The 24782-nt window shown below is 54.6% G+C and carries 28 protein-coding genes; 17 read left to right on the forward strand and 11 right to left on the reverse strand.

Annotated features, from left to right (window positions below):
- Nucleotides 1-7: 7 nt before the first annotated feature.
- From G8E03_RS09820 to G8E03_RS09830, 3 genes are all read right to left on the reverse strand, one after another.
- Nucleotides 8-928: a hypothetical protein gene (locus tag G8E03_RS09820; protein WP_166191139.1), complete on the reverse strand. Its 921-nt coding sequence runs from the start codon at nt 926-928 to the stop codon at nt 8-10.
- Between the two features lie 11 nt (nt 929-939).
- A complete protein-coding gene (locus G8E03_RS09825) occupies nt 940-2220 on the reverse strand; it encodes a hypothetical protein (protein WP_166191141.1) in 1281 nt (426 codons plus the stop codon).
- 170 nt (nt 2221-2390) lie between these two features.
- The gene (locus G8E03_RS09830) at nt 2391-2801 is read right to left on the reverse strand and encodes a hypothetical protein (RefSeq protein WP_166191143.1); all 411 of its coding nucleotides are present in this window, start codon (nt 2799-2801) and stop codon (nt 2391-2393) included.
- Between the two features lie 238 nt (nt 2802-3039).
- On the opposite strand from G8E03_RS09830, the gene G8E03_RS09835 reads away from it, so the two are divergent.
- Together G8E03_RS09835 and G8E03_RS09840 are read left to right on the forward strand one after the other, a co-directional pair.
- Nucleotides 3040-4254 (forward strand): ankyrin repeat domain-containing protein, encoded by a 1215-nt coding sequence (locus tag G8E03_RS09835; protein WP_166191145.1) that lies wholly within the window; start codon nt 3040-3042, stop codon nt 4252-4254.
- A gap of 156 nt (nt 4255-4410) precedes the next feature.
- Nucleotides 4411-5859: a hypothetical protein gene (locus G8E03_RS09840; RefSeq protein ID WP_166191147.1), complete on the forward strand. Its 1449-nt coding sequence runs from the start codon at nt 4411-4413 to the stop codon at nt 5857-5859.
- A 565-nt stretch (nt 5860-6424) separates the two neighbouring features.
- Here G8E03_RS09840 and G8E03_RS09845 read toward each other — a convergent pair.
- Together G8E03_RS09845 and G8E03_RS09850 are read right to left on the reverse strand one after the other, a co-directional pair.
- Nucleotides 6425-7288, reverse strand: a complete 864-nt coding sequence (locus G8E03_RS09845) for a hypothetical protein (protein ID WP_166191149.1) — start codon at nt 7286-7288, stop codon at nt 6425-6427.
- A 2-nt stretch (nt 7289-7290) separates the two neighbouring features.
- Nucleotides 7291-8538 carry a toll/interleukin-1 receptor domain-containing protein gene (locus G8E03_RS09850; RefSeq protein ID WP_166191151.1) on the reverse strand — a complete coding sequence of 416 codons (1248 nt, stop codon included), beginning with the start codon at nt 8536-8538 and terminating at the stop codon, nt 7291-7293.
- 92 nt (nt 8539-8630) lie between these two features.
- Here G8E03_RS09850 and G8E03_RS09855 point away from each other — a divergent pair, with 92 nt between their 5' ends.
- The 4 genes from G8E03_RS09855 to G8E03_RS09870 are packed head-to-tail and all read left to right on the forward strand — an operon-like array spanning nt 8631 to nt 11566.
- A complete protein-coding gene (locus tag G8E03_RS09855) occupies nt 8631-9107 on the forward strand; it encodes a TIR domain-containing protein (RefSeq protein ID WP_166191153.1) in 477 nt (158 codons plus the stop codon).
- Nucleotides 9037-9741: an Nmad2 family putative nucleotide modification protein gene (locus G8E03_RS09860; protein ID WP_240910321.1), complete on the forward strand. Its 705-nt coding sequence runs from the start codon at nt 9037-9039 to the stop codon at nt 9739-9741. The genes G8E03_RS09855 and G8E03_RS09860 overlap by 71 nt, the downstream gene beginning before the upstream one ends.
- On the forward strand, nt 9738-10892 hold the full coding sequence (locus G8E03_RS09865; RefSeq protein WP_166191155.1) for a nucleoside triphosphate pyrophosphohydrolase family protein: 1155 nt from the start codon (nt 9738-9740) through the stop codon (nt 10890-10892). The genes G8E03_RS09860 and G8E03_RS09865 overlap by 4 nt, the downstream gene beginning before the upstream one ends.
- Nucleotides 10889-11566 (forward strand): uracil-DNA glycosylase, encoded by a 678-nt coding sequence (locus G8E03_RS09870; RefSeq protein WP_166191157.1) that lies wholly within the window; start codon nt 10889-10891, stop codon nt 11564-11566. The genes G8E03_RS09865 and G8E03_RS09870 overlap by 4 nt, the downstream gene beginning before the upstream one ends.
- A 15-nt stretch (nt 11567-11581) precedes the next feature.
- Here the strand turns inward: G8E03_RS09870 and G8E03_RS09875 are convergent, their stop codons facing one another.
- Entirely contained in the window at nt 11582-13078 is a 1497-nt protein-coding gene (locus G8E03_RS09875) for an LA2681 family HEPN domain-containing protein (protein WP_166191159.1), read from the reverse strand.
- Nucleotides 13079-13731: 653 nt separating this feature from the next.
- On the opposite strand from G8E03_RS09875, the gene G8E03_RS09880 reads away from it, so the two are divergent.
- Complete coding sequence (locus G8E03_RS09880) at nt 13732-14238, forward strand: antirestriction protein ArdA (RefSeq protein WP_166191161.1); 507 nt, start codon at nt 13732-13734, stop codon at nt 14236-14238.
- 52 nt (nt 14239-14290) lie between these two features.
- Here G8E03_RS09880 and G8E03_RS09885 read toward each other — a convergent pair whose 3' ends face one another.
- Entirely contained in the window at nt 14291-14470 is a 180-nt protein-coding gene (locus G8E03_RS09885; RefSeq protein WP_166191163.1) for a hypothetical protein, read from the reverse strand.
- 245 nt (nt 14471-14715) lie between these two features.
- On the opposite strand from G8E03_RS09885, the gene G8E03_RS09890 reads away from it, so the two are divergent.
- The 3 genes from G8E03_RS09890 to G8E03_RS09900 all read left to right on the forward strand — a co-directional run bounded on the left by G8E03_RS09890 (nt 14716) and on the right by G8E03_RS09900 (nt 16244).
- The gene (locus G8E03_RS09890; RefSeq protein WP_166191165.1) at nt 14716-14883 is read left to right on the forward strand and encodes a hypothetical protein; all 168 of its coding nucleotides are present in this window, start codon (nt 14716-14718) and stop codon (nt 14881-14883) included.
- 297 nt (nt 14884-15180) lie between these two features.
- Entirely contained in the window at nt 15181-15645 is a 465-nt protein-coding gene (locus tag G8E03_RS09895; RefSeq protein ID WP_166194083.1) for a mobile mystery protein A, read from the forward strand.
- Entirely contained in the window at nt 15642-16244 is a 603-nt protein-coding gene (locus G8E03_RS09900; protein ID WP_166191167.1) for a mobile mystery protein B, read from the forward strand. The genes G8E03_RS09895 and G8E03_RS09900 overlap by 4 nt, the downstream gene beginning before the upstream one ends.
- Before the next feature lie 49 nt (nt 16245-16293).
- Here the strand turns inward: G8E03_RS09900 and G8E03_RS09905 are convergent, their stop codons facing one another.
- Both G8E03_RS09905 and G8E03_RS09910 read right to left on the reverse strand, forming a co-directional pair.
- A complete protein-coding gene (locus tag G8E03_RS09905; RefSeq protein ID WP_166191169.1) occupies nt 16294-17580 on the reverse strand; it encodes a relaxase/mobilization nuclease domain-containing protein in 1287 nt (428 codons plus the stop codon).
- Nucleotides 17577-18020 carry a hypothetical protein gene (locus tag G8E03_RS09910; protein WP_240910322.1) on the reverse strand — a complete coding sequence of 148 codons (444 nt, stop codon included), beginning with the start codon at nt 18018-18020 and terminating at the stop codon, nt 17577-17579. The genes G8E03_RS09905 and G8E03_RS09910 overlap by 4 nt, the downstream gene beginning before the upstream one ends.
- A 397-nt stretch (nt 18021-18417) precedes the next feature.
- Between G8E03_RS09910 and rnd the strand changes: the two genes are divergently transcribed.
- A complete protein-coding gene (gene rnd / locus G8E03_RS09915) occupies nt 18418-19590 on the forward strand; it encodes a ribonuclease D (protein ID WP_166191171.1) in 1173 nt (390 codons plus the stop codon).
- 39 nt (nt 19591-19629) lie between these two features.
- Here rnd and G8E03_RS09920 read toward each other — a convergent pair whose 3' ends face one another.
- Nucleotides 19630-20055 (reverse strand): hypothetical protein, encoded by a 426-nt coding sequence (locus G8E03_RS09920; protein WP_166191173.1) that lies wholly within the window; start codon nt 20053-20055, stop codon nt 19630-19632.
- A gap of 158 nt (nt 20056-20213) precedes the next feature.
- On the opposite strand from G8E03_RS09920, the gene G8E03_RS09925 reads away from it, so the two are divergent.
- The 6 genes from G8E03_RS09925 to G8E03_RS09950 all read left to right on the forward strand — a co-directional run bounded on the left by G8E03_RS09925 (nt 20214) and on the right by G8E03_RS09950 (nt 23823).
- Nucleotides 20214-20624 (forward strand): SufE family protein, encoded by a 411-nt coding sequence (locus G8E03_RS09925; protein ID WP_166191175.1) that lies wholly within the window; start codon nt 20214-20216, stop codon nt 20622-20624.
- A 12-nt stretch (nt 20625-20636) separates the two neighbouring features.
- Nucleotides 20637-21653: a betaine--homocysteine S-methyltransferase gene (gene bmt / locus G8E03_RS09930; RefSeq protein WP_166191177.1), complete on the forward strand. Its 1017-nt coding sequence runs from the start codon at nt 20637-20639 to the stop codon at nt 21651-21653.
- Nucleotides 21654-21798: 145 nt separating this feature from the next.
- Entirely contained in the window at nt 21799-22500 is a 702-nt protein-coding gene (locus G8E03_RS09935; protein ID WP_166191179.1) for a corrinoid protein, read from the forward strand.
- 102 nt (nt 22501-22602) lie between these two features.
- The gene (locus G8E03_RS09940; RefSeq protein ID WP_166191181.1) at nt 22603-22821 is read left to right on the forward strand and encodes a hypothetical protein; all 219 of its coding nucleotides are present in this window, start codon (nt 22603-22605) and stop codon (nt 22819-22821) included.
- Nucleotides 22802-23137, forward strand: a complete 336-nt coding sequence (locus G8E03_RS09945; protein ID WP_166191183.1) for a YbjQ family protein — start codon at nt 22802-22804, stop codon at nt 23135-23137. Before G8E03_RS09940 ends, G8E03_RS09945 begins: the two co-directional genes overlap by 20 nt.
- 65 nt (nt 23138-23202) lie before the next feature.
- A complete protein-coding gene (locus G8E03_RS09950; RefSeq protein WP_240910459.1) occupies nt 23203-23823 on the forward strand; it encodes a DUF1638 domain-containing protein in 621 nt (206 codons plus the stop codon).
- On the opposite strand, the gene msrP is transcribed toward G8E03_RS09950, so the two are convergent.
- A complete protein-coding gene (gene msrP / locus G8E03_RS09955) occupies nt 23820-24779 on the reverse strand; it encodes a protein-methionine-sulfoxide reductase catalytic subunit MsrP (RefSeq protein ID WP_166191187.1) in 960 nt (319 codons plus the stop codon). The genes G8E03_RS09950 and msrP overlap by 4 nt on opposite strands.
- Between the last annotated feature and the right edge of the window lie 3 nt (nt 24780-24782).

The following is a 24782-nucleotide window of genomic DNA, read 5'->3' on the forward strand; positions in this document are numbered from 1 at the left end:
TGTTCCCTCACTGGCCAGAAACATGGGCGCCCATGCGGAGGCGGATGATTTCGACCGAAGACGCACCCGCATCTTCGAAATAGGCACGGTAGAAATCCGTCAGCTCGTCTTCCGAGCAGAAGGGAAGGTATTCGCCGCCATAGCCACCGCGAATGAGCATGTAGACCGTGACGCGCACGCCGCGCAGTGAATACGGCTTTATCCGGTCGAAATACTCCGTCGCCTTGAAGTGCCCGAAAGACGGCAAATCCCCTTGTCGCACACATGCCTGCATCTCTACCGTTGACTGAAGAAGGTCACTAACGAGGATCAAATGGCGTTCCTGAACATCCTCACGGAATTCAGTCATCCGGGATACGGATTGAATTTGTTCCAGGATCGGGCTTTCCCGCTCCTGACGACGTGCGGCATTCTCGGGGCTTGGATCAAGCACAGCGGTAAGCACCGGTTCAATAACGGTTTCGCGAAAATGCTCTGCTTGCTTTTGGACGAATGCCAGTGTCGCAGATTTCGCGCCAACGCGCACCAGCTCAGTGGGCGTGGTCGCGGGCTGGCAAAAGCTCGCGACGGGATGGGCGACGGCCCCGATCTGGCCCTCTTCCGTTGTGACGATGGAAAGTCGCTCGTTGAAGCGCATACCACCGCTGAGAAGGTTGTCGAACACAGCGCTGAGATCACGCGTTTGAGCCGCGTCCCAACGCGGCTCTGACGAGTCAATCAGAGCCACCGTATGGGCCTGAACGCCAGGGTAGCACCCGTTTGCATCTGCCTGAACATAGCTGGCATCTTTCATGGCCAGAAAGCCAACAGTGCCGACCGTTCCAGCGGTCGCGACGCCAGCGGCTGCGATTTTGAACCAAGTCCTCGAACCATTCCGACTGGCGCGACCGCGTTTGTTCCGGCCTCTGCGCTTTTTGTTGATGCTCATTGTGGCCTCCTTCACCTAAGGGATTGCTGATAGGCAGTATTGACCGCTTCAATGCTCTTGCTGCGCGTAGCGGAAAGTACCGCGACAGCCTGCTTTCGACTATCGGCGGAGCCGGAATTCTGATTGGGCGTATCTTTGGGAATTTCCGGCAACAAAGCAGTCAGCTTTGCGGTATCGATGGGAGCCATATTCACATCAGCTGGTTTTCTGCCGGTGATGGCTTCGTACTGGCTGATTTGTCCGGCGCGAAACGCCAGGAAGTCATCGGCAAGGCCGGAGATCTTGCCGATCAGGTGTTCGCGTTCGTGAACAAGGGCACGCCGTTCTTCACGACGGTCTGCGCGTGCATCGTCAATGTCATCGCCAATTTCTGCGATTTTCTCGATGGCTTCTTCGTAAACGGCATCGATTTCTGAGAGGCCATTGTGATGAAGAAGCTTTGTCTCTTCGGTGGCCGTTGTGACGGCTTTGGATGCGGCGCTGAAGCCCGGATAGGCGTCTGAAAACGCCGTCATCCCCTTTTTCCAGGAGAGGATGGCGAAGCAAGCACCGATTGCCCAAAGCATCAGGGAATGAAAGTTGGTTGCAGCCGCGCCGATGGTTTCCAGAGAAAAACTCAGGTGATCAGTTTCACCGGTTGCGCGCACGATCCCGGACGCGATGAGCAAACCGCCTATCGCGCAAACAGTGAGGATAGCGCCGACACGCGCCGTCCAACGCTTGATTGCCATCGCGGCGTCCGGTTCCCGGCACTTCAGCCCGTAGTTCCAGTACCGCCCGCAAACAAAACCCCCAATGCCCGCAGAGGTCAGGGTGTTCACCCCGCTGATAGTCAGGCCGAGCACCAAGGCTTCGCCTGCACCGGCCACGAAGCCACCACCGAGAAAGAAAGCTGCCGTTGCAATTCCTTCAATAAGGATCGCAAGCAAAAGCAGAATGATGCTGTTTACGATATCCGGCTCTTGCGGCGGGCGCGGTAAATTGTGCTGGAGCTGGAAGGCGGCCTGATACTGTCGTGCTTGGCTGCGTTCCTCTCCTTTTGAGAGAATGTTGGCGGCGGCTGTGTCCGCTTCTGCCGCAATTTCGGCAGCTGCGCGTTCGGCGACATCGGACGCGGAAAGTACCGCCACATCCTCAGCACGGGTGCCAAGATCGTCAACCCGTGCCCTGAGGTCGCTGATCATTTCGGTTAGCTCCTGAGAGCGGGGCCTGATCCACTCCTGCAGCGCACTTTCGATCCCACTGCCAAGCACGGTGTCGGTGGTAGATTTCGTCAGCGTGTCGTTGCCCATACAATGCCTCCATTGGTTGGATGCACGGGGAACCCGTGCACTGGTATGAGGCCTGAGGGCTTGACCGATGGCGGGTGAGAGCGCGGCATTAGGCTGGGCGGAAGTTGTCCGGACACAAAAAAAACCGACCCATTTCTGGGCCGGTTGGGGGGTGACGAAATTTCGATTTGTCACGCGGCTTGGCTTTTCTCTCCCGTCGATTTGGGAACGGAAACGAAGTTTTCATCGACAATTTGGAAGGCCAAATAGATGAACGTCACGCGCGCCACACAGCGCTGCTGAAGCCGCTGCTTCGGGGGCTTGCTTGCCCATTTCTTTGTCGAGTTAATCCAGCGGCGCGGCTCTTCGGAAAAGCATTCGATGATGTCGTCAATGCTTATCTCTTCACCCTTGGTATCGAGCAAGACGCCGCCTTTCGACACAAAGTCGAAGATCGTCCCCAGAACAAAGTCTACGGTTTCGTCACCCGACATGCCAAGATCAACGATCCTGTGTGCAAGGGCCTGCACAAAAGCAGGTGTTTTCATCAGGCGCTCAGGCAGCGCCTGAACAGCAAGTCCTTCGAATAGGTATTCACTCATGCCATGTCTCCACAAGCAGCGTTGTGGAACGCGTTCCCGGGTGAAGCGGCTTGGAACTTCAGACCCGAAGATTTCTGAGGGGATGCCTCAGGTCGACATGGACATGTTATGTGCCGGTGGGACTAAGAAACCTGACGTAAACCTGACGCTCCCGTTTAGCGGTTACGGCAGTTGCCTGTTTGCAGTTGCAGTATTCGTTGTTAGCTTTGGGCCTGATTTGAAATGGAAGAGTGGTTAAATGAAGTATCCAATTTATACGCCTTTTCAAAAATATTTGCTTCGTAGGGAGCTTTTGATGCTTCACGATTTCGGAACAGAGGATTTTCCTCGAAGATTAAGTTGGTCAGAAATTGTTGATCAAATTGCAGCTTATACTGATCTACCGCTGGACGGTGGGGCGTATTCCAGCGCCGATGCGGGAAATGAGGACCGGGAGAAGCATGCGGAAACCCAGAGCCTAAAATTCTATACAAATAAAATTCAGGAATTTGTAAAAAGACCAAACAGGAAATTCCCCAAGAGCGGCATGCCCATCGACTATGTATTGAAGCACTTTGTCGACTATCTTTGTCACCCCGAAATTAAGCGGCTTTCCTACGAGCAGCTGGCCAACCCCCAAATTGGACTGGATGCTGGTGCGCGTTTGGCAGAGTTCGCTTGGGACGGACTTGTAGTTCATGCCCTCACCGAGCAGTTGGATGGTTCAGTTTTCTCTTCTCCTTCAATTGAAGGCGGAAAAAGAGGAATGAGGCATTTATGCTTTGAACATTTTGAAAACTCGTGCCTATACGCGCTTGCTGAAATTGTCACTGCAGGCAAAAAGACGCTCTCGATAGACCATGGTTGGGCGGTTGCGTTGCCAGGCTCCGAGATTCAATTGTTTTTCAAGCGCACATATAGCAATGAATTTGCAAACTACATCGGCACTCAACGCGACTCTCACGTATATATCGTGCCAACGAAGAGCATTGCGGCACCAGATAGCAATATAAATGTTTCAAAAGTAGTTGAGTTTATGTATAATGAAGATGGTTTAATTTATTCACCTAAGAAAAAGCTGCCGCAAAAAATTTCAAGATTTTCAAGCGGCGCAGAAATTAATATATTTATGGATGAAATTACAGGAAAAGACTTAATTGATGCTATCGTAGGCGACGACTTAACAAAATTTGAAGAGCTGGTCGAAGCTGGTGTCGATGTAAATTATCGGGACTCCCAAAATGGTTGGACTGCACTTCATCATATCGCCTGGCTTTCCCGAGTGGAGGAGCTTGAAATCATTTCAAAACGCGATGACCTGGACTATCTAATAAAGGATTTGAAAGGGCGTGATCCTGCCGACTTGGCAGCGGAGAATGGGTGGGGCGATCCGGAAGTTTTGGAGTTCCTTTCCAAACAGCGTTCCGAGCAGTATCACAATTCTGCGGCTGACATTGATTTCCCTGAACCATAAAGCAATTTAGCGCTTTTCGATACTCTTCGCCTTGTCGCGCTGGACATGAACGCTGCGTTGTGTAGCGTTGTGTAGACTTCAGGTTATGGGAATCGGGCGTAGAGATGCACAAGACTGCATGCCTCGTTTGATCGACGTTCAAGAGGGGCGCGCGGTGTGAGCACGGTCGGACTGGTTGAGAATATCCAAGAAGCATCACTTGGGTGGTTGGGTGAAACGCCAGCTGAGTGCTTAGATTTCCTACAAAAAATCAAGAATTATCAGTTAAGAGAAGGTGAGACAAACTATCTGAAACCTGATGCGTCGGAATTTGACGACTACAAATACGCTATGCTTCCTGAAAAGCACCTAATTCAGCCGCGCGAGCTAAGTGAGGAGTTTCTCAGGGGGGGATACACCAAGTATGACAACCCCAATTTTTTCTCGCGATTTGCCAACACAAAAGCATTCGTCCATGACTATTTTTCCGGCGTTTTTGAGGTAGACAAGCGGCGTATTCATCTTACTTCTCTTCCGTTTTTATCTCTGAATGCTGTATGCAGTAAGTTTTCGGATAGTGAGCATATTGTTTTTATCAACCAGGGAATGCTCTCTATACTGCCTTTGATATATAATGAAATACTTCCGACATTCGACCCAAAGACATTTGGACCTTCTAAGCCGGGATTTTTTAATCGACTGATCGATATCTATTGTTCTGCTTATGTTTCTGATAAAGGGGTAGCTCATTTTGGTGGTCAGGTTGAGTTGTTTCACATCGGTGAAAATTGGTATTTCAGACGGCAATTACGCCAGCATCTGGTGAAGAAAACCGTAGCCGCAACAAAGCAACCAGAGCCATGGAAAATTCCACTGAGTTCCGACTCTGCGAAATACTATGCAAACAGAGGTGCAATCACTTTCCTGCTGGCTCATGAGTTTGCGCATGCCTATCTCGATCATGCAGACGCGCGAGCAGCCACCTCAGAAATCCGGCGCTCTCAAAGTGAGATTGAGGCCGCTCGAAAGCTTCTGACAGAGGCCGGTTTTCGTGACGTGCAAATTCAAAGATCGCTGGATCGAAATCATGCATATCTGGTCGAGCAACCGATAGAGAAAGAAGCCGATTTCTGGGCGCTCGGTGCCACCGTTTCACTTTGCGAGAAACTTGAACTTGAAGATGCTGCTGCTCGTTGCTTGATATTCGGGGCACTGGTCATGTTTTATGCGTGGGAAATATATGACAGGGTCATTCTCATGACGCGTGTCGGTTTCGAAGCCGCAGATCGTGAAATTTCTCGGGAGCAAGAATTCAGAAATATTGTGTACGGCTGCACTCATCCCATCTCTTCGTCACGAGTGCATTATCTCGTTGAGGAAGTGAAGAGACGATCAGGCCCGGAGGGGCAAAATTTGGTCGACTTCATCCAATCTGCCGACGATATGATGAAATTCAACTTGGACCAAATGTGGCCGCATCTGGGGCATTATGAGAAGGACATTTCTAAGTATGTTAAAGAGTCCCCCTACATGGAGGACATGCCTGAAGAAGTGTTCGAAGGACTTAATGCAATCGGCGTGTCAGATTTTTGTAGACCGGTGAAATACTGGGCGGAGATGAAATAAACTTCGGGAGCGTTTATTGCTGTGATAAGCCTTTAAAATTCTAGCATCTGCCAATAGCGCTGAACGCAAGATGTGTGTTGTAGTACACAACACCTATCTTGCCAGGGAGACGCTGCGCTCTCCCGTGGACCCTCTAGCCGTGGCTCTTCCAGGGTATCGAACCCATTTCAGAGCCAGTAGACCGTATCGCCGGTCAATCCCTCGCAGGTCTTGGAGAAGTGCCTATCCACCTGCACCGAACCATGCACGAAGCGTCTGGCCGTTCGATCACCAATCAGGGGAGCGTTCCTGCTCCCACCGATACCCCCATGACCATTTCATGGAGACGATTCATCGAGACCAGGAAGGGCGCATGTCATAGCAGCCCTTGCCTTGGAGCCATCCCATCGAGCAAGGGGCGTTCCTACCCCTTGGAACCCTTACCAACCTTGCGCAGATTGGATGAGCGCCAGCGTATCGACGCTGAACCCGATCAAAAGGCTATCGCGCCCTCTGAAACCGCTCATAGAGCCAGAAGATACCGCATTTAATGTTCAGCCTGATGCTTGATAATCTCAGGTTAGAATCAAGCTTTAAAAAGATGGCCCAGGCCTTTACCAACAAGCGCAGCAATTTCACTTGGTCGGTAGGAGGCGGCTAGCAGCTTGTTGTCGTCATCACTCAATGCATTTTCATACCCATCCCATTTTTGCGTTTCAGCCATTGTTTTTAGGGCATCAAGGCCATCAATCAAACGCTGGTCGCGCTGATCTTTGTCTGCTTCAACCGTCGGAAGCCACTCAGCGTAACTCGGACGAAGTGCTCGAACGATATCAATTGTTGCTCCCCCGAAACCGCCTGCAAGATAAAGCGGTTGACGATGTTTTAGAGAAAGTAAGACCTCCTCTACAATGCCGGGCATTGCGCCTTCGAAACCGGCTCGTTTGCCACCAAGAACAATGCGGGCATCAGTATTGTTAGTCATGTAGTTTCTTAAACCAGAGAGCGACTTGGCTCGCTCATCAGCCGTAAATTCTTGTTGGGGCGGATCGTTGCGCGGCCCGTCTAGACGTTTCCCGTCTTCCGATAAAAAAACAATTTCTCCAAAAAGACCCAGAAAGTCTTTTTGCTCTGCTATCTGCTCTGCGGTCATCGAGCGATGTACCGTCCAGGCAAGGCATACTTTTAGAGGGCGGTTTCGACGCCCATAGCGATGCAATTCTTCTATCAAAAAACTCGTGATGCCGTCCGATTGAAGGTGCCCTCCGTAGAACAGGGAGCCGCCGCCAATTATAACAGTACGCGTTAGTTCACCTAACGACATACGAAAATGCGTATCTAGCAAACCCAACCTATGCAGGTCGGGGCTGTCTGAAACTGAAATTCCAAGACGTTTTTCACGAAGCGCGTCGGCAGGGAGCAACTCCGCACGGTGTAGGTCAGTGCTCATAACTACCCGCCTCTGGTCGCCAGTTGACGTGGCGTCATAATATCAACTCCCCGTCCAAGGCGAGTTCCACTAACATATTTTTGCAAAACACTCCTTTCTTCCGGTCCCAATGGCGGATCGGGATGGAGTATTCGAATATCGCCTTCACCGTCCGCCGCGTTTTCAAGATTGTTTTCAATCCAGTGAGATAGTGTGAGGAACTCAGGCGCATGGGGAGCCCACCAAGCGACATCGAGCTCCGGACGGTTCTGAGCGAGCTCTTTTTGGCGTAGCCAAAGTGCCCGCTTTAGACATTCATCAACGAGGAGATTCAAAGCACGATACACATCTCTTTTTTGCCATCGTCCATCGATTTTGCGGACGGCAATCCGTGGAACGTGATCCATTAAGAATGATCCTCGCTCTTCACCATAGCCTATTGCGTCCATCATGATCACAGGCATGCCTTCGGTTTTTGCAATCACGACCTCGCGTTGGCACCATTCTCGGCTGGAATAAAGGTCTGTTCGGATCGCAAGCATGGCGCTTGTACCGGCTTTGCCTCTCAGCTCAGCGTCCCAATCCGTGCCTGGTTGAATGTCGTTGGCATCAAAGAAGTCATTCAGGCGTGTGCTGCCGATTACGTGTCTGACAAGATCAACCAACTCATCTACGTCTTCGCCCTCAGTTTGGCTGTGCCGTTTTGTATGGCTGATGAAGGTTGTCAATCTATCCATTTCATCTGGCGAAACCAGTTGCGCGATGCCTTGGGTTAGATCTCGACAAAGCATGCTTTTGACATCTTCCCCTTCCTTATCAGGCTGGCCTGCTGCTGAAAATTGATAGCCGCCAAGCAATCGACCAAGTTCTGTACCGTCCGTTGCTCCTCTCGAAAGCAGGAACGGGAACACACCGAATTTGTCCGGCTGATTTTCTTGTGCACCTGCTACAGAAGCAATGAAGTGATGCCATGAGGAGTTCGTGTCTTCGACACTAGCTGCCAGTTCAGTTCCTAATAGTGGCACCGCTGCAACGAAATTAGCCGGTGGTATCCCGTTGGGAGCTGGAGCCCCCTCCCAATAGACTGGCCGCGGAGCGCCGTTATCACCTTCCCAAGTGGCGCTTCGCATCGATACTTGGATGCCCCCGCCGATTACGCCTGAAAACGTAGGCCCGTGCATAAAGTGCTTGAAGATGGCTTCGGCTAGAGCTGCTCCCGCCTCATCCTGAGGATGCCAAATCAGAAATATCTCTAGGACAGGAGGAAGCATCTAACCTCTTTCATTCATTGAGTTCTTTGCTCGCATTGCGATTATGTGTAGTGTATCATAATGAAATAGAACACCAAGGGTTGTCTTCAGCTATGACAAAAGAAACAAAAAATGTTTTTATTAGTCACGTCCATAAAGACGACGCGGGTCTTGCTGACCTGAAGAATCTCTTGAAAAACAAAGGCATGGATGCTCGGGACAGCTCGATTAATTCGGGCCGTCCGAACAACGCAACATCGCCCGAATATATCAAATCACAGATATTGGCTCCCCGAATCGATTGGGCCAGCACAATGATTGTTTACATTTCACCGGAAACCAAAAATAGCGATTGGGTCAACTGGGAGATCGAGCGCGCTCATAAGCAAGACAAGACAATCATTGGAGTGTGGGAACGCGGTGCCAACGGCTGCGAAGTTCCAGAAGCGCTGGACGAATACGGTCACGCTCTTGTCGGTTGGAACGCAGACAAAATTATTGACGCGATTAATGGTGATTATGAGCAATTTGAAAACCCTGACGGCACGCGCTGTGGACCTCGGCCTATTCGCCGACATCCCTGCGGGTGAGGTGACTAATGTGCCGACACTTCACAGCTATATTGTAGCCTATGACAGCGGGTTTGCTCCTAACCCATTTAATGGTTTTTGCACACTTGCTACCTGCAAGCCTGACATTAGACAGCGAGCGGCTATAGGTGATTGGATCGTCGGCACCGGTAGCAACAGAGCGGGGGTGCGTCGCGGAGGGTTTCTCGTCTATGCCATGCGTGTCTGCGAGACGCTCACATTTGGTGAATACTGGCACGACCCCCGCTTTTCGAAAAAGAAGCCAAATCTATACGGTAGCTATCGCATGGCTTGTGGCGATAATATTTACTATCCCGTTGAAGGTGGTGGATGGGGGCAGTTAAATTCCTACCATAGCCAAGAAGACGGCACATGTTTTCAAAAGCATATCAACAGAGACACGTCAGTAGACCGTATTTTGATCAGCAATGATTTTGTCTATTTTGGCGCAGAAGGGCCAGAAATACCCGACGATCTTAAAGACGCAGGCCTTGTTCTTTCTGGGCGAGGTCGAAAAAAAATCGAAGACGAAGCGACCATTCAGGCCTTTGTTCAGTGGCTGGAAGGACTCGGTGTCAAAGGTTACCAAGGGCGGCCTTTCGATATGCTTGAAGCGGCGAGGAAACGCATATGACCGAAGCGGGGGCCAGTTCAAACGTATTGCTTTCTGAATACGAGCGATTAGTCGCTCCGACAGACCGTTTCTCCAAGGCCGATGTCATCCCGATCCTGCTTGGACTTTTTGGTGAGGTCGGCAGCGTAATGAGCACGTCCAAGAAATTACACCGAGAGAAAAGTGCTTTTGCCGCTGGTTATATGCGCGATGTTGAGGAAGAGCTTGGAGATACGCTGTGGTATGTAGCAGCTCTTTGCAGGAGATTTGATATAAATCTATCGGATCTATTTTCGGAGGCTCTTGAGGGGCAAGGTTTTTCAATGAGCATAGTCGCAAACGGAAATCCTAGCCTCCCATTTGCGAAAGCCATTAGCTCCGTTGATTTAGCTCCTTTGGATTCAATATTACTGCGCCTTGGTGAGCAGGCCGCTAGGTTACTAAATCTGGAAGCGGATGCAGCAAACACCAAGACAGAATTGGTTGAATTTATTCGAACTTACATCGAGGCAGTGCAAGCATCCAAGGTGTCTTTTGCATCAGTCTTAAACGGCAATATCTCAAAAACCTGTGGCCGATTTATTACGCCGCCTGCTGACACTCTTCCTGATTTTGATGCCGAGTTTCCTGAAGACGAACAAATTCCAAGAGATTTCGAGATTGAAATTACCCAAAAAGCAGATGGTAGGAGTTATCTGCGGTGGCAGGGCGTATTTATCGGGGATCCGTTGTCTGACAACATCGGCGATCCTGACGGTTACCGCTTCCACGACGTGTTCCATTTTGCCAATGCAGCCATACTTCATTGGTCGCCTACTTTCCGTGCTCTAATTAAGCATAAGCGTAAGAGCATTAAAGACGTTGACGAAGCCCAGGATAGCGGTCGCGCAATAGTCATTGATGAAGGGCTTTCCGCCTACATTTTCTCTCATGCTAAGTCACTGAACTTTTTCGAAAATCAAGACACCGTCTCCTTTGACCTTCTCAAAGCAGTTCAAAATTTTGTACGGGGCTATGAAGTGGAGCGCTGCCCCTTAAAACTATGGGAAGACGCAATCCTTCAAGGTTATGAAGTCTTTCGGCAAATGCGAAAAAACGAAGGTGGTATTGTCATCGGCAACAGAAAAGATAGAACGCTGCGCTACAAGCCGCTCAAAAGGAAGGTTTTATGAGTTCGAAGGAAATTCTGAACGCCATTAAACAGATGGATTTCGAAGATACCTTCAATCCGTATTTTGAACGTTGTTCAGTCTACGACTCGGAAGACGCTGCAGAATTGCGCTGCCACTACCTTGTAGAAATGCTGGAACGGGCGGCAGCAAGTGATCTTGACGCCATATGGGTAGGGCGTGATCTCGGCTACCGTGGAGGACGGAGAACCGGACTCGCGTTGACGGACGATGTGCACTTTTCAGATCATCTCGTTCGTTGGGGGCTTGATCCTAAGCGTCCGACGTATGGTGATCCGGTTGCTGAAAGAACTGCAGCGGTTATCTGGGATATTCTGCTTCGTGTGAATGAACCCATTTTCCTATGGAATGTCTTTCCATTACATCCATTTGAGAAGGGAGATCCATTCTCAAATCGTGCTCACAATGCTCGGGAGAGAAAAGCAGGCACGGAAATCTTGGTGAAGATTGTCGAGTATATTAAGCCGCGCCGTATTATTGCGATCGGAAATGACGCGTTCAAAGTTCTGAGTGCAGCCTGCGGCGAAGATCGGGTTAGCAAAGTCAGACACCCGAGCTACGGCGGGCAGACCGAATTCTTATCTACGATGAGAAATCTCTATGAAGGAGAAATTATCGAACGCGAGGTTGACCTATTTTCTCATGCTAAGTCTTGATTGCATGGATGGATGCTAAACTTTCCATTCGTCATCCCACCTGCTGAGCGGCATGCTTGCAACCAATCCATCTTTGTCCGCATGACGCATCTGTTCTTCGCGATAGACGGCCAGGGACAGATAGATCAACGCCGAGCGGGCCAGTTTAAGTACGCGTAATGTCTTAGCCTCGAATTCGTTTCGTGAGATGTGATAGCCGGGACTGCCTTCGAGATGATCTTGGAGACCTCCGGCAAGAGCCCAGGATTCGTGAACCTGAAAATATTTGTGTTCGAGAAAATTCCTGATCTCGGCCAGGGACTCGGCTTCCGGCTCCATCACTTTCTTGAACTCGGGCGCAAAGATGTCCTTTGAGAGCCAGAACAAGCCGCGCAGTGCCAGGTTTTCCCGTCCTTTGAAAATCGGTCGTAGTTCTTTCGTCCGGTCTTTCTTGAACCGGTACCAAACATTCCTGAAATTCACCTTGTCGTCAGCCCAGCCGACTTGCATGTAGTGATTGATGAAGAAAGCGATCTTGTCGAACAGCGAATATCCCATTCGGTAGGCAAGTCGGACTTTCTCAACAGCCAGGGCATATGACGGATAGTCTAGTGTGTTGTAGAGCGCGACATCCTTGTCGGAAAAATGCGCGGTGTCGAAGCCCGAACCCAATTCCGCACCCTCATAGAAAATATATCGGGCTGAAACGAATTCTTGCTTGAGCTGGTTATAAAATCCGATCACAGGCGGTGGGTTCGGCCCTTCGTATTCGTCGAATGCAAACGTCATTGACGGGAGGGTCAGGATATCCTGAGCTGCGATGTTTTTTGCGCCGATATCATTGAGCGGGTTTAGGAACAGACGGTTCCGCAGAACCCATTCTCTGTACGCGCATTCTTTTGGGGTATCTCCGAGGGAGAACTCCGTTGAGTTCAGATTTTCTCGCGCGCTATCCAGATCAAGTTGGGCTGCAATCTGTTCATAGGACTTTTTGAACTGGTCGCTAAGTACTGCGTTGTGAACGGATTCAAAAACGGCTTCCGGTGACGACGCCTCTGCGTATGAATCTGCTGCGGCCAGTTGGAGCATATATGCGTGCCCCTGATCGTAGACGCTTCTTGCATAGTAGGAAAATCCGAGCCCACGGTTTGCAAGTGCCATCGCAAATCGCTTTTCAAGGCAAAGAACACGATCCCATATTTCGATAGCTTCGATCACCCGGCCCACGGAATTGAGTGTGTTGGCGAGGTTCGTCAATATCGAGCAGCGCCAGACTTCCTCAAGTTCTTCAAAGCCCTCGTGCCTTGCCGCTATGCGTAGGTGCAAAATCTGGTTTTGAATCTCCTCAATGTCCCAATCCCAGCTTTGTTTTTTGGCGTTCTCGCGAAGTCTGTTTTCCCAGGCATTAGAGCGGAAATAATGGAGCAATACGCTCTGCTTGGTTGTCAGGTCGCGCTTTTCAAATGCATCCAACAACGTAAAAGCGCGCCTAGTTAGCGCCGCATCACCCTTGTCACTGGCAAAGTCAATCAAGCTCCCGATGAGATCGAGTGCTTCATCGTTGCTTTTTGAATCGATGTTGGCTGCTTCAGTAATCGTCGTTATGCCTTAGTTCAGCTGCCGCACCCGTTTAGTTTAGGCGTGTTTACGGCAATTCAATGTCTAAAATACTTAAGTAGTCTAATGTTGATTGCAGAGTGACCGCAACTCTAGAAACTGTATGCAACGGGGTTTTCTATAAGTTTTAAGTGCATCGCAAGGAGTGCGAACGGGCTGTCGCGAACCGAGCCTGTAGTCTCGACCATGCGGTGTCGATCTTTTGCGCGCGTTGGGCCTGTCGGCACTGAAGTGCCGCCTTTTTTCTGCCGGTTCCCGGCTAGGAACCCAGTATTCCAGCTTAAACCGCCACATCCCGCCTAATCCAATAGCCCTGATCCTGTCTGCCCGCTCCATTCGATCCGGCTGAGCCGTATCTCCCGTGTTGTCAGGACCGCCTTTGGCGTCGCAAGCGACAGGACTTTGGGGCGCGCTGTTTACGGTGCTTCCGTCCTCTTTTTGTCGCCGCCCGCAAACGGATCAGCGGCTTTTCTCTTTGGTTTATTTCGGACGCTCGCCGCTGGGCAAGGGTTCATGCGCGGGGTGAAAGGTTTCTCGCGCTGCTCAAACCCAAACCAAGTGAGGCAGCTATGATTCTACTCTATGCACAACCCTACGATATTTCAGCCTGTGGCTTCTATTTCGAAAGCGCTGAGGACTACGAGACCAAGGCAAAAAACAACAAGAATGATTGTGGACAGGCCGTCGAGGAATACGAATTCCAGTTCATCGATGGCGATGACATCGACTGCGCATTGGCAAAGGCGTGGGGGATCAATCAGGCCGACTTTATGGCATATCTGGAAGCAGTGGACTCTTGGGATGAAAGCGACAAGTACCGCTACATCATCGCCGTGGGCGAGTGCGGTTATTCCCATGATCAGGTAGCGGATGATCCGAGCAGCGTGGATATGACGCTATATGAATTGTCATCAATGCTCGATCTGGCAGAACAGTTTGTAGAAGATGGCCTTTACGGTGAAATCCCCGAAAATCTTCGATTTTACATCGACTATGAGGCTATCGCCCGTGACCTGTCGATGGATTATTCCGAAATCACGATAGCGGGAACCAATTTCATTTTTCATTGCGCGTGATCGCGACCCCAGAAGCCAGCCGTGGCCTTGGGGCTGGCTTCTGGGGTGACTTCTAGCCAAAGGGCGGGCGCAGTGCCAGTTCGGCTTCGATGTTGCGCATCGACGCGAGGGCGTCTTGATGATCTTGCGATCCCGGCAGTGCCAAGGCTTGCGCGTTGAACACTTGGCGGTAGAGGCCCCGCAGTTCTTTCGTTGGCAGCGCTGCGGCTTCAAATCGTGTGACGAGTTTCATGTCTTTTCCTCCTTTTGATCGGAGGCCCCGAACCGTTCAGGGCCTTTCGGCCCTCACGTCATCCTCGGCTAAAGGAAGGCCTGGATGGTTCGGCGGTTGAACGGAAAGACAGAGGAAGAGGAGAAATCCTCAGCACCCTTGAAGAACCGATCAGAATAGGAGTGCACGGACGACGCTCAATCTGTGAGCTTTGGTATCTGGCGCACAAATGTGAGATTATGAAGAAAGAGGGAAAGGAGGCTGCTATGCCCGACATGCACAAGACCAAGTCCGCGAGGCGACCTGAACCGGTCGCGTTTGCAGTTGATGTCAGGGAAGCCCAGTCGATGCTGGTCCAGTCACTTCTGGAAAATGATTATCAGAACCTGAGCGCCGACGACTTCGCAGAAGCTCGACGGGTTGCGTTTGAATAGATGATGTCGGCCTGTTCGTTATGTTGTTTTCATTACCAAATTTTCAGAAAAACCACCGCTGCTCGTGCGCCGTGGTTTGAGGCGGAATGACTGCTGAAGTCGCCGCCTGAGTCAAGGCAACCACGGAGGGGATTCAGCCTCTCTCACCTCTTGAAATTTGCCACATTTAAGTTTTATGGGATATCTATAAATGATCGCATCGCCACGATAAGGGTGTATATAAATACTCCAATTGACATTATTGGGATATCTATATATGATATAATTATGATGACAAGATCATATATGGATAACAAAATGGGCGTGAAGGACACAGCAAGGCGGCAATATATCCGCGTACTCGACAGTGCGGCGCAACAGCTCCCAATGCTTCAGCATCCGCGTGAAGGTTGGATAAGCACCATGCGCAAGGCACTTGGCATGTCTGCGCCTGATTTGGCGCGCCGCATGGGCGTGACAAAACCCGCCATCTATCAGGTTGAACGCAAGGAACTTGACGGCGGCGTCACGCTACAACACATGGAAAAATTGGCGCAAGCAATGGGCGCGCGTTTCGTATATGCCATCGTGCCAGAGACATGTATCGAAGATGTGGTTGAGGATCAGGCTCGTCAAAAAGCAGAAGCGATTGTCCGCCGTGCAAGTGCCCATATGGCGCTGGAAAAGCAATCATTGCTACCGGAGCAAACGGAAAGCGAAATCGAGCGTCTGACACAAGAACTCATGCGCGAACAACCCTCTGATTTCTGGGAGGGGCCATGACGTTTGAAGAGCCGGACGGCGCAACGCCTCTTGACCCCGATGAGATGGAAGGTCTGCGGTTCAAGCATATTTCCACGCGCGGAGAACTGGATGAGTTGGAACAGGCCAATATCACCCAAGGGCTGCGCTGGCTTTCACGTCGGCGCGGCGGCGATATTCTGGCCGATGACTTTGTGCGGAGCCTGCATAAACGCTTGTTTGGTGATGTCTGGAAATGGGCCGGGACTTACCGGCTTCGCGAGAAAAATATAGGCATTGATCCGATGCTCATCTCCGTGCAACTTCGCTATCTTCTCGATGATGCGCGCTATTGGGCTGAACACAGCACCTACGAACCTTTGGAGGCTGCCGCACGGTTCCACCACCGCATGGTGCAGATTCACCCGTTTCCCAATGGCAACGGGCGTCATGCGCGCATCTCTGCCGATATTTATCTGAATGATTATTTCGATCTCTCGCCCATTGCATGGGCATCCGGCTTTAACCTTCAGGCGGACAATGAGCGTCGTAGCCAATATATCATAGCACTTCGGGCGGCAGATGGCGGAGACTTTGAGCCGATAATCAGTTTTGTCGGCGGTGGGCAGGCAAAGGCCTAAAGATGTCTTGTGTGACCGCTCTTATGTCCGGTTAAAGAACCGCTTCACCCTACATCTCCAACTTCGGCCCATGGTCACGCTTGATGTCCTGATCCTGGCGCTTCTGCACGAGTTCGCGTGCTTCTTCGCCCATGGCGAGGTAGTCGATAACATCCCGGCTGAGCCGCGAGAGCATCTTTTGTTCATGCTTGCGGCGCAGGACGATCAGGGCTTGCAGCGCTCGGCGTTCAGAAAGCTGCTTTTCAATGATGGCCTGCCGTTCCTGGCGGTCGCGTTTCTGAGTTTCTGCTACTTCTTTCTCGTTCTGGGCACGGATTTTACGGCTGTTGCCGGTGACCCAACTCCACAGGCCTTTCAGCCCGCGCGGCAGACGGGCGGCACGGCTGCATTCTTCGTTTTGCCAGCGTTCGGTGTGTTTCTGCTTGAGTTCAGCGCGTAGGGCGCGATGCCGGTCCACCATATCCTTGCGCCGGAAGGTGAGCGACAGACCCTGCTTGCGGTATTTTTCTTCCAGCTCACGTACATAAGACTGTACCTGCTTGGTCATTTTTGCGGCGATCCACTGTCGGGTTTCATCGACGGCAAGAAGATCCGGCGCGTCGCCAAGGCGGGTTCTGACGTCTTTGCTCTTCACGCCCGCAAAACGGGACAGGGAGAAGACCTCACCGCGATAATCCAGCACGACAAAGCCGCGCCGGTCGCCGTGCGCTAGAAAATAGCCGTGCTCCAAGAGAGCATTGCGCAGGGAAGAGGCAGAATCCGACTTGGCCCAGCATTCCTGCATGATCTCTTTCAACCGCTTCGGATCATGGCCAAGCCGCTTGGCCTGCTGCCATTCAGCCAGCGTGAAATTGAGCGGGCTGGGAGCTCGTCCCCGTTTGAAGCCCTCCGGCATGTCCCAGCCATGCTCGATATAAAGGTCACGGGCAATGCCGTTCAGCTTGTTTTTATAGTGCGGCAGGTTGATCGCCTTCAGCTCTCGAACATCGATCCGCGACCAAACGACATGCGCATGCCGCCGTCCTTCCTTTTCATGAAAGACGATGGCGCGAGGCTGGCCTTCTAGCCCCAGCCGCTTTTCGATCCGGTTCACCGCAGATTCAAAAATGTCGATGGGCACATTTTCGGTCTCAGGAGGGCTGAGCGAGACGGAGAACAGGAAGTTCTTACACCGCGTCCCCTTGGCGATAGCTTGCACTTCCTGCAAAGCGCTGTGCAGCGTATCGGCGGCAAACCCACTCAGCTCGTGCAGTTCCACATGCTCGTTATCCCTCGTGTTCATCAGATGTCGCGCCAGATTGGCGGCATTCGCTCTTTCGCTGGCTTTGAGGATCATGGCCCCTCGCTTTCCAGCCCAAGGGCAACGATCAGCATTGAGCGCATCGCCGCGATATCCGCGCAGGCAGAGCGCAACTCGCTTTCGGTATCCGGGTTCACCGGCAGGGAGCCGGTATGCACCGCTTTGGCAAGTTGGTTGACGTTGTTGCTGAGCCGGGAAGAACCGAGGGCCGATAAGACCCGCGCCAATTCCCGATGGTCGGCAACCGGGTGCGTGCCGCGCCGCCGGACCTTTTTCAAGTCCTCCTGAAACAGTACCGCCTTAATATAGGTGCCCAGCGGAATCCCGTTGGCAGCGTCAGCCAGCTTGGCACGTTCCTCGAAGGTTAAGCGCAGCGAGAACGGCATTGGCGTCTTGGTCGCAGAATTCCGAGAGCCGCCGGAATGTTGATTGAAATCAAGGTGCTGGTTCGTCATCGCCGCACCCCAGATCGTCAAGATCACAGTCTGCGAGATGGACTTCCCATTCTTCCAGGACTTCGAAGAGAGAGTTCAAGTTCTCTCTCTCCGGCAGCACCAACCAGCCTTTCGTAAGAAAGGCGTCAGCCCTCAAGGTCTGGCAACTGGCGGCAGGTGTTTCGCAGAAACGCCGAGAGCCCACGCGGCTGCGACATGTTCCAAGGTTTGCTAACCAGCCTTTCGCCAGAAAGGCGTCACCCCTCTAGGTCTGGCACCTGGCGGCAGGTGTTTCGCAGAAACACCGAGAGCCTTACCCGGTTCCGACATGTTCTCAAGGTTTGAGGTGCCGCTTTGCCACGCTGCGGCAAATTCGTTTTGCTGGGGCTATGACATCGCCCGCAAGTTCGCTAGGACTACGAAAAAAGCAGGCGGACACATGCGCGAAATCACCACGACGGGCGCCCTCGCAGCGTTCTGCGCCGAGGCGGCGAACCATCCCTATGTTACTGTCGATACAGAATTTCTGCGGGAACGAACCTATTACGCGCAGCTTTGCCTGATCCAGATCGCCTATCCGGGCAGCGGGCCCGAAAGCGCGGCGATCGTTGATGTTTTGGTTGACGGGCTGGACCTTGGACCGCTGTTCGACCTGATGCAGGACACTTCAGTCGTGAAGGTTTTCCATGCCGCGCGCCAGGATCTGGAGATTTTCTGGCAAAAGGCCGGAGCATTGCCCGATCCGTTGTTCGACACGCAGGTCGCCGCGATGGTCTGCGGATATGGTGAGCAGGTCGGATACGAGACTCTGGTCCGCTCGATTTGCAAAGCGGGGCTGGACAAATCCTCCCGCTTTACCGACTGGTCCCGCCGGCCGCTCAGCGACAAGCAGAAGACCTATGCGGTAGGTGATGTGACCTATCTACGCGATATCTATGAGCATTTGTCGGACAAGCTGGCCACGTCGGGGCGTGAACGCTGGGTGCGCGAGGAATTGGCCGTTTTGACCAGCCCGGACACCTATCGCGCCGATCCGGCGGATGCCTGGAAACGGCTGAAGACCCGTTCCTCCGCACCGCGTTTCCTCGCCGTGGCCCGGGCGCTGGCCGAATGGCGCGAGGCCGAGGCGCAGGCGCGCGACATTCCGCGCAGCCGCCTGATGAAGGACGACGCGCTGCTCGAAGTCGCCTCGAACCGGCCCACGAATATCGACGATCTGGGCAAGTCACGATTGCTGCTGCGTGAGGCCCGCAAGGGTCGCACCGCCGAGGCGATACTGGAGGTCGTGCGCCGCGCCATGGCGGTACCGGATTCCGACCTGCCGCGTGGTGAGGAGCGAGCAAACAGCAATGCACAGGCCAGTCCCGCGCTGATGGACCTGCTCAAGGTTCTGCTCAAGGCGCAGTCGGAACGGACGGGCGTCGCGCAAAAGCTGATCGCGACCATCCCCGAGCTGGAGGCCTATGTGCTGAAACAGCCCGAGGGCGATCGCCTGCGATCCGGCTGGCGGCATGAGATCTTCGGCGCGCAGGCCGAGGATCTTATCGAGGGGCGCATCGCGCTCGGCGTGCGCGGAAAAAGCATCGGCATCGTTGAGATCGAGCAGCCCTGACCCCGCCTCGGCTGACCGTCAAGCCCTGCACGGGTGCGGCTATTCCACGATGGCCCGCTGCGGAACCACGACGATGCTGCTGCCGCCCTCGGCCCGGACCTCGATTGTCGTGACGCCCACCAGCTCCGCGTCACGAATGAAAATCGCGGCCACGCCGGTTTGGGATGACAGGTCGCCCAGTCCGGGGGCCAGACGTTCCGTGTCGGTACGAACCAAATCGTAGACCTTGACGCCCGCTTGGCTGTCCACCTCGTCAAAGGTCAGAGCCTCCACCATGCCGCGCTGATCGCGCACATGGGCGGTAACGATCCAGCCGCCGGGGGAGCGTCCGATGTCGAGCCGGTCGATCCGGGCCACGCGCGGATCGACAAAGACGACCTCCGGCTCCTCCACCTCGCGGTTGCAGGCGGGCAGCGCGAATGCCAGCGCGGCGAGTCCACTCAGCAAGATCAGGCGTCCGGTCATCATTCTCTCCCTCACGTTTTTCGCGACAGTAAGGTGCAGGTTCCGTCAGGTCCAGCATACTGATGTGCCGTGCTTTTGCCGGGGGTCTGGACGGCTCGGCCCACAACGCGTACATCCCACGCATCAAAGAGAGTTGCAGGCAAGTATCGGAGTTCGCAATGGCCGCCGCCGCATTCGAAGAGATCGTGGAGACGTTCGAGTTTCTGGACGATTGGGAGGATCGCTACGCCCACGTCATTGATCTGGGCCGCGCCATGCAGCCTCTCGACGAAAGCCTGCGCACCCCCGCGACCAAGGTGGACGGCTGCGCCTCGCAGGTCTGGCTGGTGCCGCAGGTCGAGGGGCAGGTGATTACCTTCGACGGAGACAGCGACGCGATGATCGTGCGCGGGCTGATCGCGATCCTGCGCACGCTGTATTCGGGGCGCACGGCCCGCGAGATCCTCGACATCGACGCCCCGGCGGAGTTCGCCCGCCTCGGCCTCGATTCCCATTTGAGCGCACAACGCTCCAACGGCCTGCGGGCCATGATCGAGCGGGTTCGCCTGTTCGCGGCCTCGGCTGCCTGAAAGGATTCCGACATGACCGACCGTCTTTCCCGCCTGCTGTCCCAGCGTGACTGGTTGCTGGCCGATGGTGCGACGGGCACCAACCTGTTCAACATGGGTCTGATGTCCGGTGACGCGCCCGAATTGTGGAACGTGGATGAACCTGCCAAGATCCGCGCCCTGTATGATGGGGCGGTCAACTCCGGCTCGGACATCTTCCTCACGAATTCCTTCGGTGGCAATGCCTCGCGTTTGAAACTGCACAATGCGCAGCATCGCGTGGGCGAGTTGAACAAGGCCGCCGCCGAGATCGCGCGAGAGGCCGCCGATGCCTCGGGCCGTGATATCGTCGTGGCAGGCTCTCTGGGCCCGACCGGCGAGTTGCTGGTGCCCGTCGGCCCTCTGACGCACGCCTCCGCGGTGGAGATGTTCGAGGAAGCCGGCGCGGCCCTGTTGGCCGGCGGTGCCGACGTTCTGTGGGTTGAGACGATCAGCTCCGAGGAGGAGATGCGCGCCGCAGCCGAGGCTTGCGCGAACCTGAGCGCGCCGTGGTGCGGCACGATGAGCTTCGATACTGCGGGCCGCACGATGATGGGTGTCACCTCCACTGGACTTGCGGCGTTCATGAAGGCGCTGCCGCACGCGCCGCTGGCCTTCGGCGCGAATTGCGGCGTCGGCGCGTCCGACCTGCTGCGGACCATGACCGGCATGGTCGAGGCGGCGGAGGGTGCGAACCTGATCGCCAAGGGCAATGCGGGTATCCCGAAATATGTCGAAGGTCATATTCATTACGACGGCACGCCGGAGTTGATGGGCAAATACGCCTGCCTGGCCCGCGATCTGGGCGCGAAGATCATCGGCGGCTGCTGCGGAACCATGCCGGAGCATCTGGTCGCCATGCGTCGCGCGCTGGAGGAAACGCCGCGCCAGGCCAAACCCTCGCTGCAGCAGATCGAGGAGGTCCTCGGCGGATTTTCCTCGGCCAGCGATGGCACGGGTGAGGCCGCCGCCGATGCCCCCAAACGCGAACGCCGCCGTCGGCGCACCTGACCGGGTGGCGATATGACCATGAGACCCGCGCGGGCGATGTCGCCAAGCGGCGGGACATGGTCGCGATTGAGCCGCTTCCCCCACGGGGCGCGGTCTTATATGCAATGAAGATCAGGCGCGGTGCGCACAACTGGATGGACAACTTATGGCCGATGACGAACAGGACATCATCCTTTCCGAACTGAACGACGAGGAACTGACGCTTCAGATGCACGACGACCTCTATGACGGTCTCAAGGATGAGATCATGGAGGGCGTGAATATCCTGCTGGAGCGTGGCTGGACCCCCTACGACATTCTTACGCGGACATTGGTCGAGGGGATGGGCATTGTCGGGATCGACTTCCGTGATGGCATCCTTTTCGTGCCCGAGGTTCTGCTTGCCGCCAACGCGATGAAATCGGGCATGAGCATCCTCAAGCCGCTGCTGATCGAAACCGGCGCCCCCCGTCTGGGCCGCATGGTGATCGGCACGGTCAAGGGGGACATCCACGATATCGGCAAGAACCTCGTGGCCATGATGATGGAGGGTGCGGGGTTCGAGGTGACGGATCTCGGCATCAACAACGCCGTGGAAAACTACCTTGAGGCGATCGAACGCGATCAGCCCGACATCGTTGGCATGTCCGCCCTGTTGACGACCACCATGCCCTACATGAAGGTCATCATCGACACCCTGGTAGAGAAGGGGATACGCGACGACTATATCGTCATGGTCGGCGGCGCGCCGCTGAACGAGGAATTCGGTAAGGCGATTGGCGCGGATGCCTATTGCCGTGATGCCGCTGTCGCTGTCGAAACGGCCAAGGAGCTTATCGCGCGCAGGCACAACAGCGTTGGGTCCTGATCCTGCGCACTGGCTTTGTGTCGTACTGGCTGCCCTGTATCGTCTGGCCTCGGCTTCCTATATCGTGACCGGGGGTCGTTCCGGCCCGATGGGGAGGATGCAATGCCACTTGACCGTTTCGTTCTGATCGTCGTGGCCGCTATGGCGGCGGCGGGCATCACCGTCTATGTCGGTCTGCTTCTCAGCGCGGCGATCACGATGCCGCCCCTGTTGATCGCCATCGTACCGGTTCTTGCGCTGGTGGCCTATATCTGCGTGAGGGTGATCCGCGACCGCCTCACCAACGTTGAGGACGACTACTATGACCGTATCGAACGCTAATCTTCCCGTTTTGACCATAGACACCGTTCCCGGGCGCGAGGTCGTGGCGGCGCTTGGGCTGGTGCGCGGCTCCACCGTCCGGGCCAAGCATATGGGCTCGGACATTGTGGCATCCCTGCGCAATCTGGTGGGGGGCGAGATCCGCGAATATCAGCAACTGCTCGCCGCCAGCCGGGAACAGGCCATGGACCGGATGATCGCGGAGGCTCGCGCTCTGGGTGCCGATGCAGTGGTCGGCGTACGGATGCAAACCTCCACCATTACGCAGCAGGCGTCCGAAGTGGTGTTCTACGGCACGGCCGTACGGTTGGCGTGACCCGGCGCGGCGGACGCACGGCGCGTTTGCAATCGCGCGCGGCTGCGCCTCTCGCCCGCGGCCCGTTGGACGTGGACACGCTGACCCACCAGCGGACGAATGTCGGTGCGGGGCGTGTCGCACTTATCGCCTGTGGCGCGCTGGCCCGCGAAATCCTCGCCGTGAACCGCGCCAACGGGGCAGAACATTTTGCGCTGCGCTGCCTGCCCGCCATTCTGCACAACCATCCGGAGCAGATCGCACCCGCAGTCGAGCGAGAGATTTATCTCGCCAAATCCGACGGCTACGAGGAGATTTTCATCCTATATGCCGATTGCGGAACCGGGGGTGCACTGGATGAAGTGTGCCGTCGACACGATGTCGCCCGTTTGCCCGGCCCGCATTGCTACGCCTTTTTCGAGGGGGTGGAACAGCAGGCCGCGCGGCAGGAGGTCACCAGCTTCTACCTGACCGATTTTCTGGCCCGGCAATTCGATACCTTCGTCACAAAACCGTTGGGGCTGGCGGCGCATCCCGAACTCAAGGACCTGTATTTCGGCAATTACGAACGGCTGGTTTATCTGGCCCAGACCGATGACGATAGCCTGACCAGAAAGGCCGAAAGCGCCGCCGAAACGCTGGGATTGCGGTTCGAGCGGCGCTTTACCGGTTATGGCGATCTGGCGACCGCCCTGTCAGGGCTTTAACGCCAGAACCGTTCCCCAACGCTTTGCGGCAGGTCGCCATACATCGCCGCCACCTGCTCCTCGTATCCATTGTACAGCCGGGTCGGCACCCGCTCATCGGTGCCAAGAACCAGCTCGTCCGCCTGGCTCCAGCGGGGGTGGGGCACTTCGGGGTTCACGTTTGCCCAGAATCCGTATTCGTTCTCGGCCAGTTCCTCCCAGAAGCTGAGGGGGCGTTCATCGGTGAATTCGATCCGGTCGATGGCCTTGATGGACTTGAAGCCGAATTTCCACGGGGTGTGCAGGCGCATGGGAGCACCGAACTGCTTGTGCAATTCCTTGCCATAGGCGCCGACGACCATGAAGCTCAATTCGTTCATCGCCTCGTCGATTGTCAGACCCTCGGTATAGGGCCAGGGCCACCAGGTCGCGCGCTGTTCGGTGGCCACATCGGGGTCGAGGAAGGTCTGGAACTTCACGTAAGTCGCGCTGGATAGCGGCTTGGCCAATTCGACCAGCTTGGACAGGGGGAAGCCGGTCCAGGGTGCGACCATCGACCAGGCTTCGACGCAACGGTGGCGATAATTGCGATCCTCCAGCGGCATGCGGCCCATCAGATCCTGAAAGTCGATCTCGAACTCTTCCTCGACCAGACCGGCGATCTTGACCTTCCATCCGGTGACGTCGAGTTTCTGCGCCTCATCAGCAATCCGCTTGGAGGAGCCGAATTCGTAATAATTGTTGTAGAATGCAGTTAACGATTCGTCGGTTGCAGGGCGACCGGCATCCGCGAAGGCGGGATTTTGCGGTGCCTCCAAAGGTGAGATTCCAGCCTCCGCCCGCCCACGACCGGGCAGGGCCAGCAGTCCCGCGCCCATTCCCATGCCGGCCAGCAACGCCCGCCGATTCAGAAAGACATGCTCAGGCGTGACGCTGGAATCGGCGATCGCCCAGCTTGGGCGGCGATGATAGTGCATGGA

Origin of the sequence: Pontivivens nitratireducens, assembly GCF_011290545.1 — a bacterium.
Classification (GTDB): domain Bacteria; phylum Pseudomonadota; class Alphaproteobacteria; order Rhodobacterales; family Rhodobacteraceae; genus Pontivivens; species Pontivivens nitratireducens.

Bases quoted from the DNA above. Each gene is read 5' to 3' on its own strand.
- G8E03_RS09820 (WP_166191139.1), bottom strand. From the start codon at position 928: ATGAGCATCAACAAAAAGCGCAGAGGCCGGAACAAACGCGGTCGCGCC.
- G8E03_RS09825 (WP_166191141.1), bottom strand. From the start codon at position 2,220: ATGGGCAACGACACGCTGACGAAATCTACCACCGACACCGTGCTTGGC.
- G8E03_RS09830 (WP_166191143.1), bottom strand. From the start codon at position 2,801: ATGAGTGAATACCTATTCGAAGGACTTGCTGTTCAGGCGCTGCCTGAG.
- G8E03_RS09835 (WP_166191145.1), top strand. From the start codon at position 3,040: ATGAAGTATCCAATTTATACGCCTTTTCAAAAATATTTGCTTCGTAGG.
- G8E03_RS09845 (WP_166191149.1), bottom strand. From the start codon at position 7,288: ATGAGCACTGACCTACACCGTGCGGAGTTGCTCCCTGCCGACGCGCTT.
- G8E03_RS09850 (WP_166191151.1), bottom strand. From the start codon at position 8,538: ATGCTTCCTCCTGTCCTAGAGATATTTCTGATTTGGCATCCTCAGGAT.
- G8E03_RS09855 (WP_166191153.1), top strand. From the start codon at position 8,631: ATGACAAAAGAAACAAAAAATGTTTTTATTAGTCACGTCCATAAAGAC.
- G8E03_RS09860 (WP_240910321.1), top strand. From the start codon at position 9,037: ATGAGCAATTTGAAAACCCTGACGGCACGCGCTGTGGACCTCGGCCTA.
- G8E03_RS09865 (WP_166191155.1), top strand. From the start codon at position 9,738: ATGACCGAAGCGGGGGCCAGTTCAAACGTATTGCTTTCTGAATACGAG.
- G8E03_RS09870 (WP_166191157.1), top strand. From the start codon at position 10,889: ATGAGTTCGAAGGAAATTCTGAACGCCATTAAACAGATGGATTTCGAA.
- G8E03_RS09880 (WP_166191161.1), top strand. From the start codon at position 13,732: ATGATTCTACTCTATGCACAACCCTACGATATTTCAGCCTGTGGCTTC.
- G8E03_RS09885 (WP_166191163.1), bottom strand. From the start codon at position 14,470: ATGAAACTCGTCACACGATTTGAAGCCGCAGCGCTGCCAACGAAAGAA.
- G8E03_RS09890 (WP_166191165.1), top strand. From the start codon at position 14,716: ATGCCCGACATGCACAAGACCAAGTCCGCGAGGCGACCTGAACCGGTC.
- G8E03_RS09895 (WP_166194083.1), top strand. From the start codon at position 15,181: ATGGGCGTGAAGGACACAGCAAGGCGGCAATATATCCGCGTACTCGAC.
- G8E03_RS09900 (WP_166191167.1), top strand. From the start codon at position 15,642: ATGACGTTTGAAGAGCCGGACGGCGCAACGCCTCTTGACCCCGATGAG.
- G8E03_RS09905 (WP_166191169.1), bottom strand. From the start codon at position 17,580: ATGATCCTCAAAGCCAGCGAAAGAGCGAATGCCGCCAATCTGGCGCGA.
- rnd (WP_166191171.1), top strand. From the start codon at position 18,418: ATGCGCGAAATCACCACGACGGGCGCCCTCGCAGCGTTCTGCGCCGAG.
- G8E03_RS09920 (WP_166191173.1), bottom strand. From the start codon at position 20,055: ATGACCGGACGCCTGATCTTGCTGAGTGGACTCGCCGCGCTGGCATTC.
- G8E03_RS09925 (WP_166191175.1), top strand. From the start codon at position 20,214: ATGGCCGCCGCCGCATTCGAAGAGATCGTGGAGACGTTCGAGTTTCTG.
- bmt (WP_166191177.1), top strand. From the start codon at position 20,637: ATGACCGACCGTCTTTCCCGCCTGCTGTCCCAGCGTGACTGGTTGCTG.
- G8E03_RS09935 (WP_166191179.1), top strand. From the start codon at position 21,799: ATGGCCGATGACGAACAGGACATCATCCTTTCCGAACTGAACGACGAG.
- G8E03_RS09940 (WP_166191181.1), top strand. From the start codon at position 22,603: ATGCCACTTGACCGTTTCGTTCTGATCGTCGTGGCCGCTATGGCGGCG.
- G8E03_RS09945 (WP_166191183.1), top strand. From the start codon at position 22,802: ATGACCGTATCGAACGCTAATCTTCCCGTTTTGACCATAGACACCGTT.
- msrP (WP_166191187.1), bottom strand. From the start codon at position 24,779: ATGCACTATCATCGCCGCCCAAGCTGGGCGATCGCCGATTCCAGCGTC.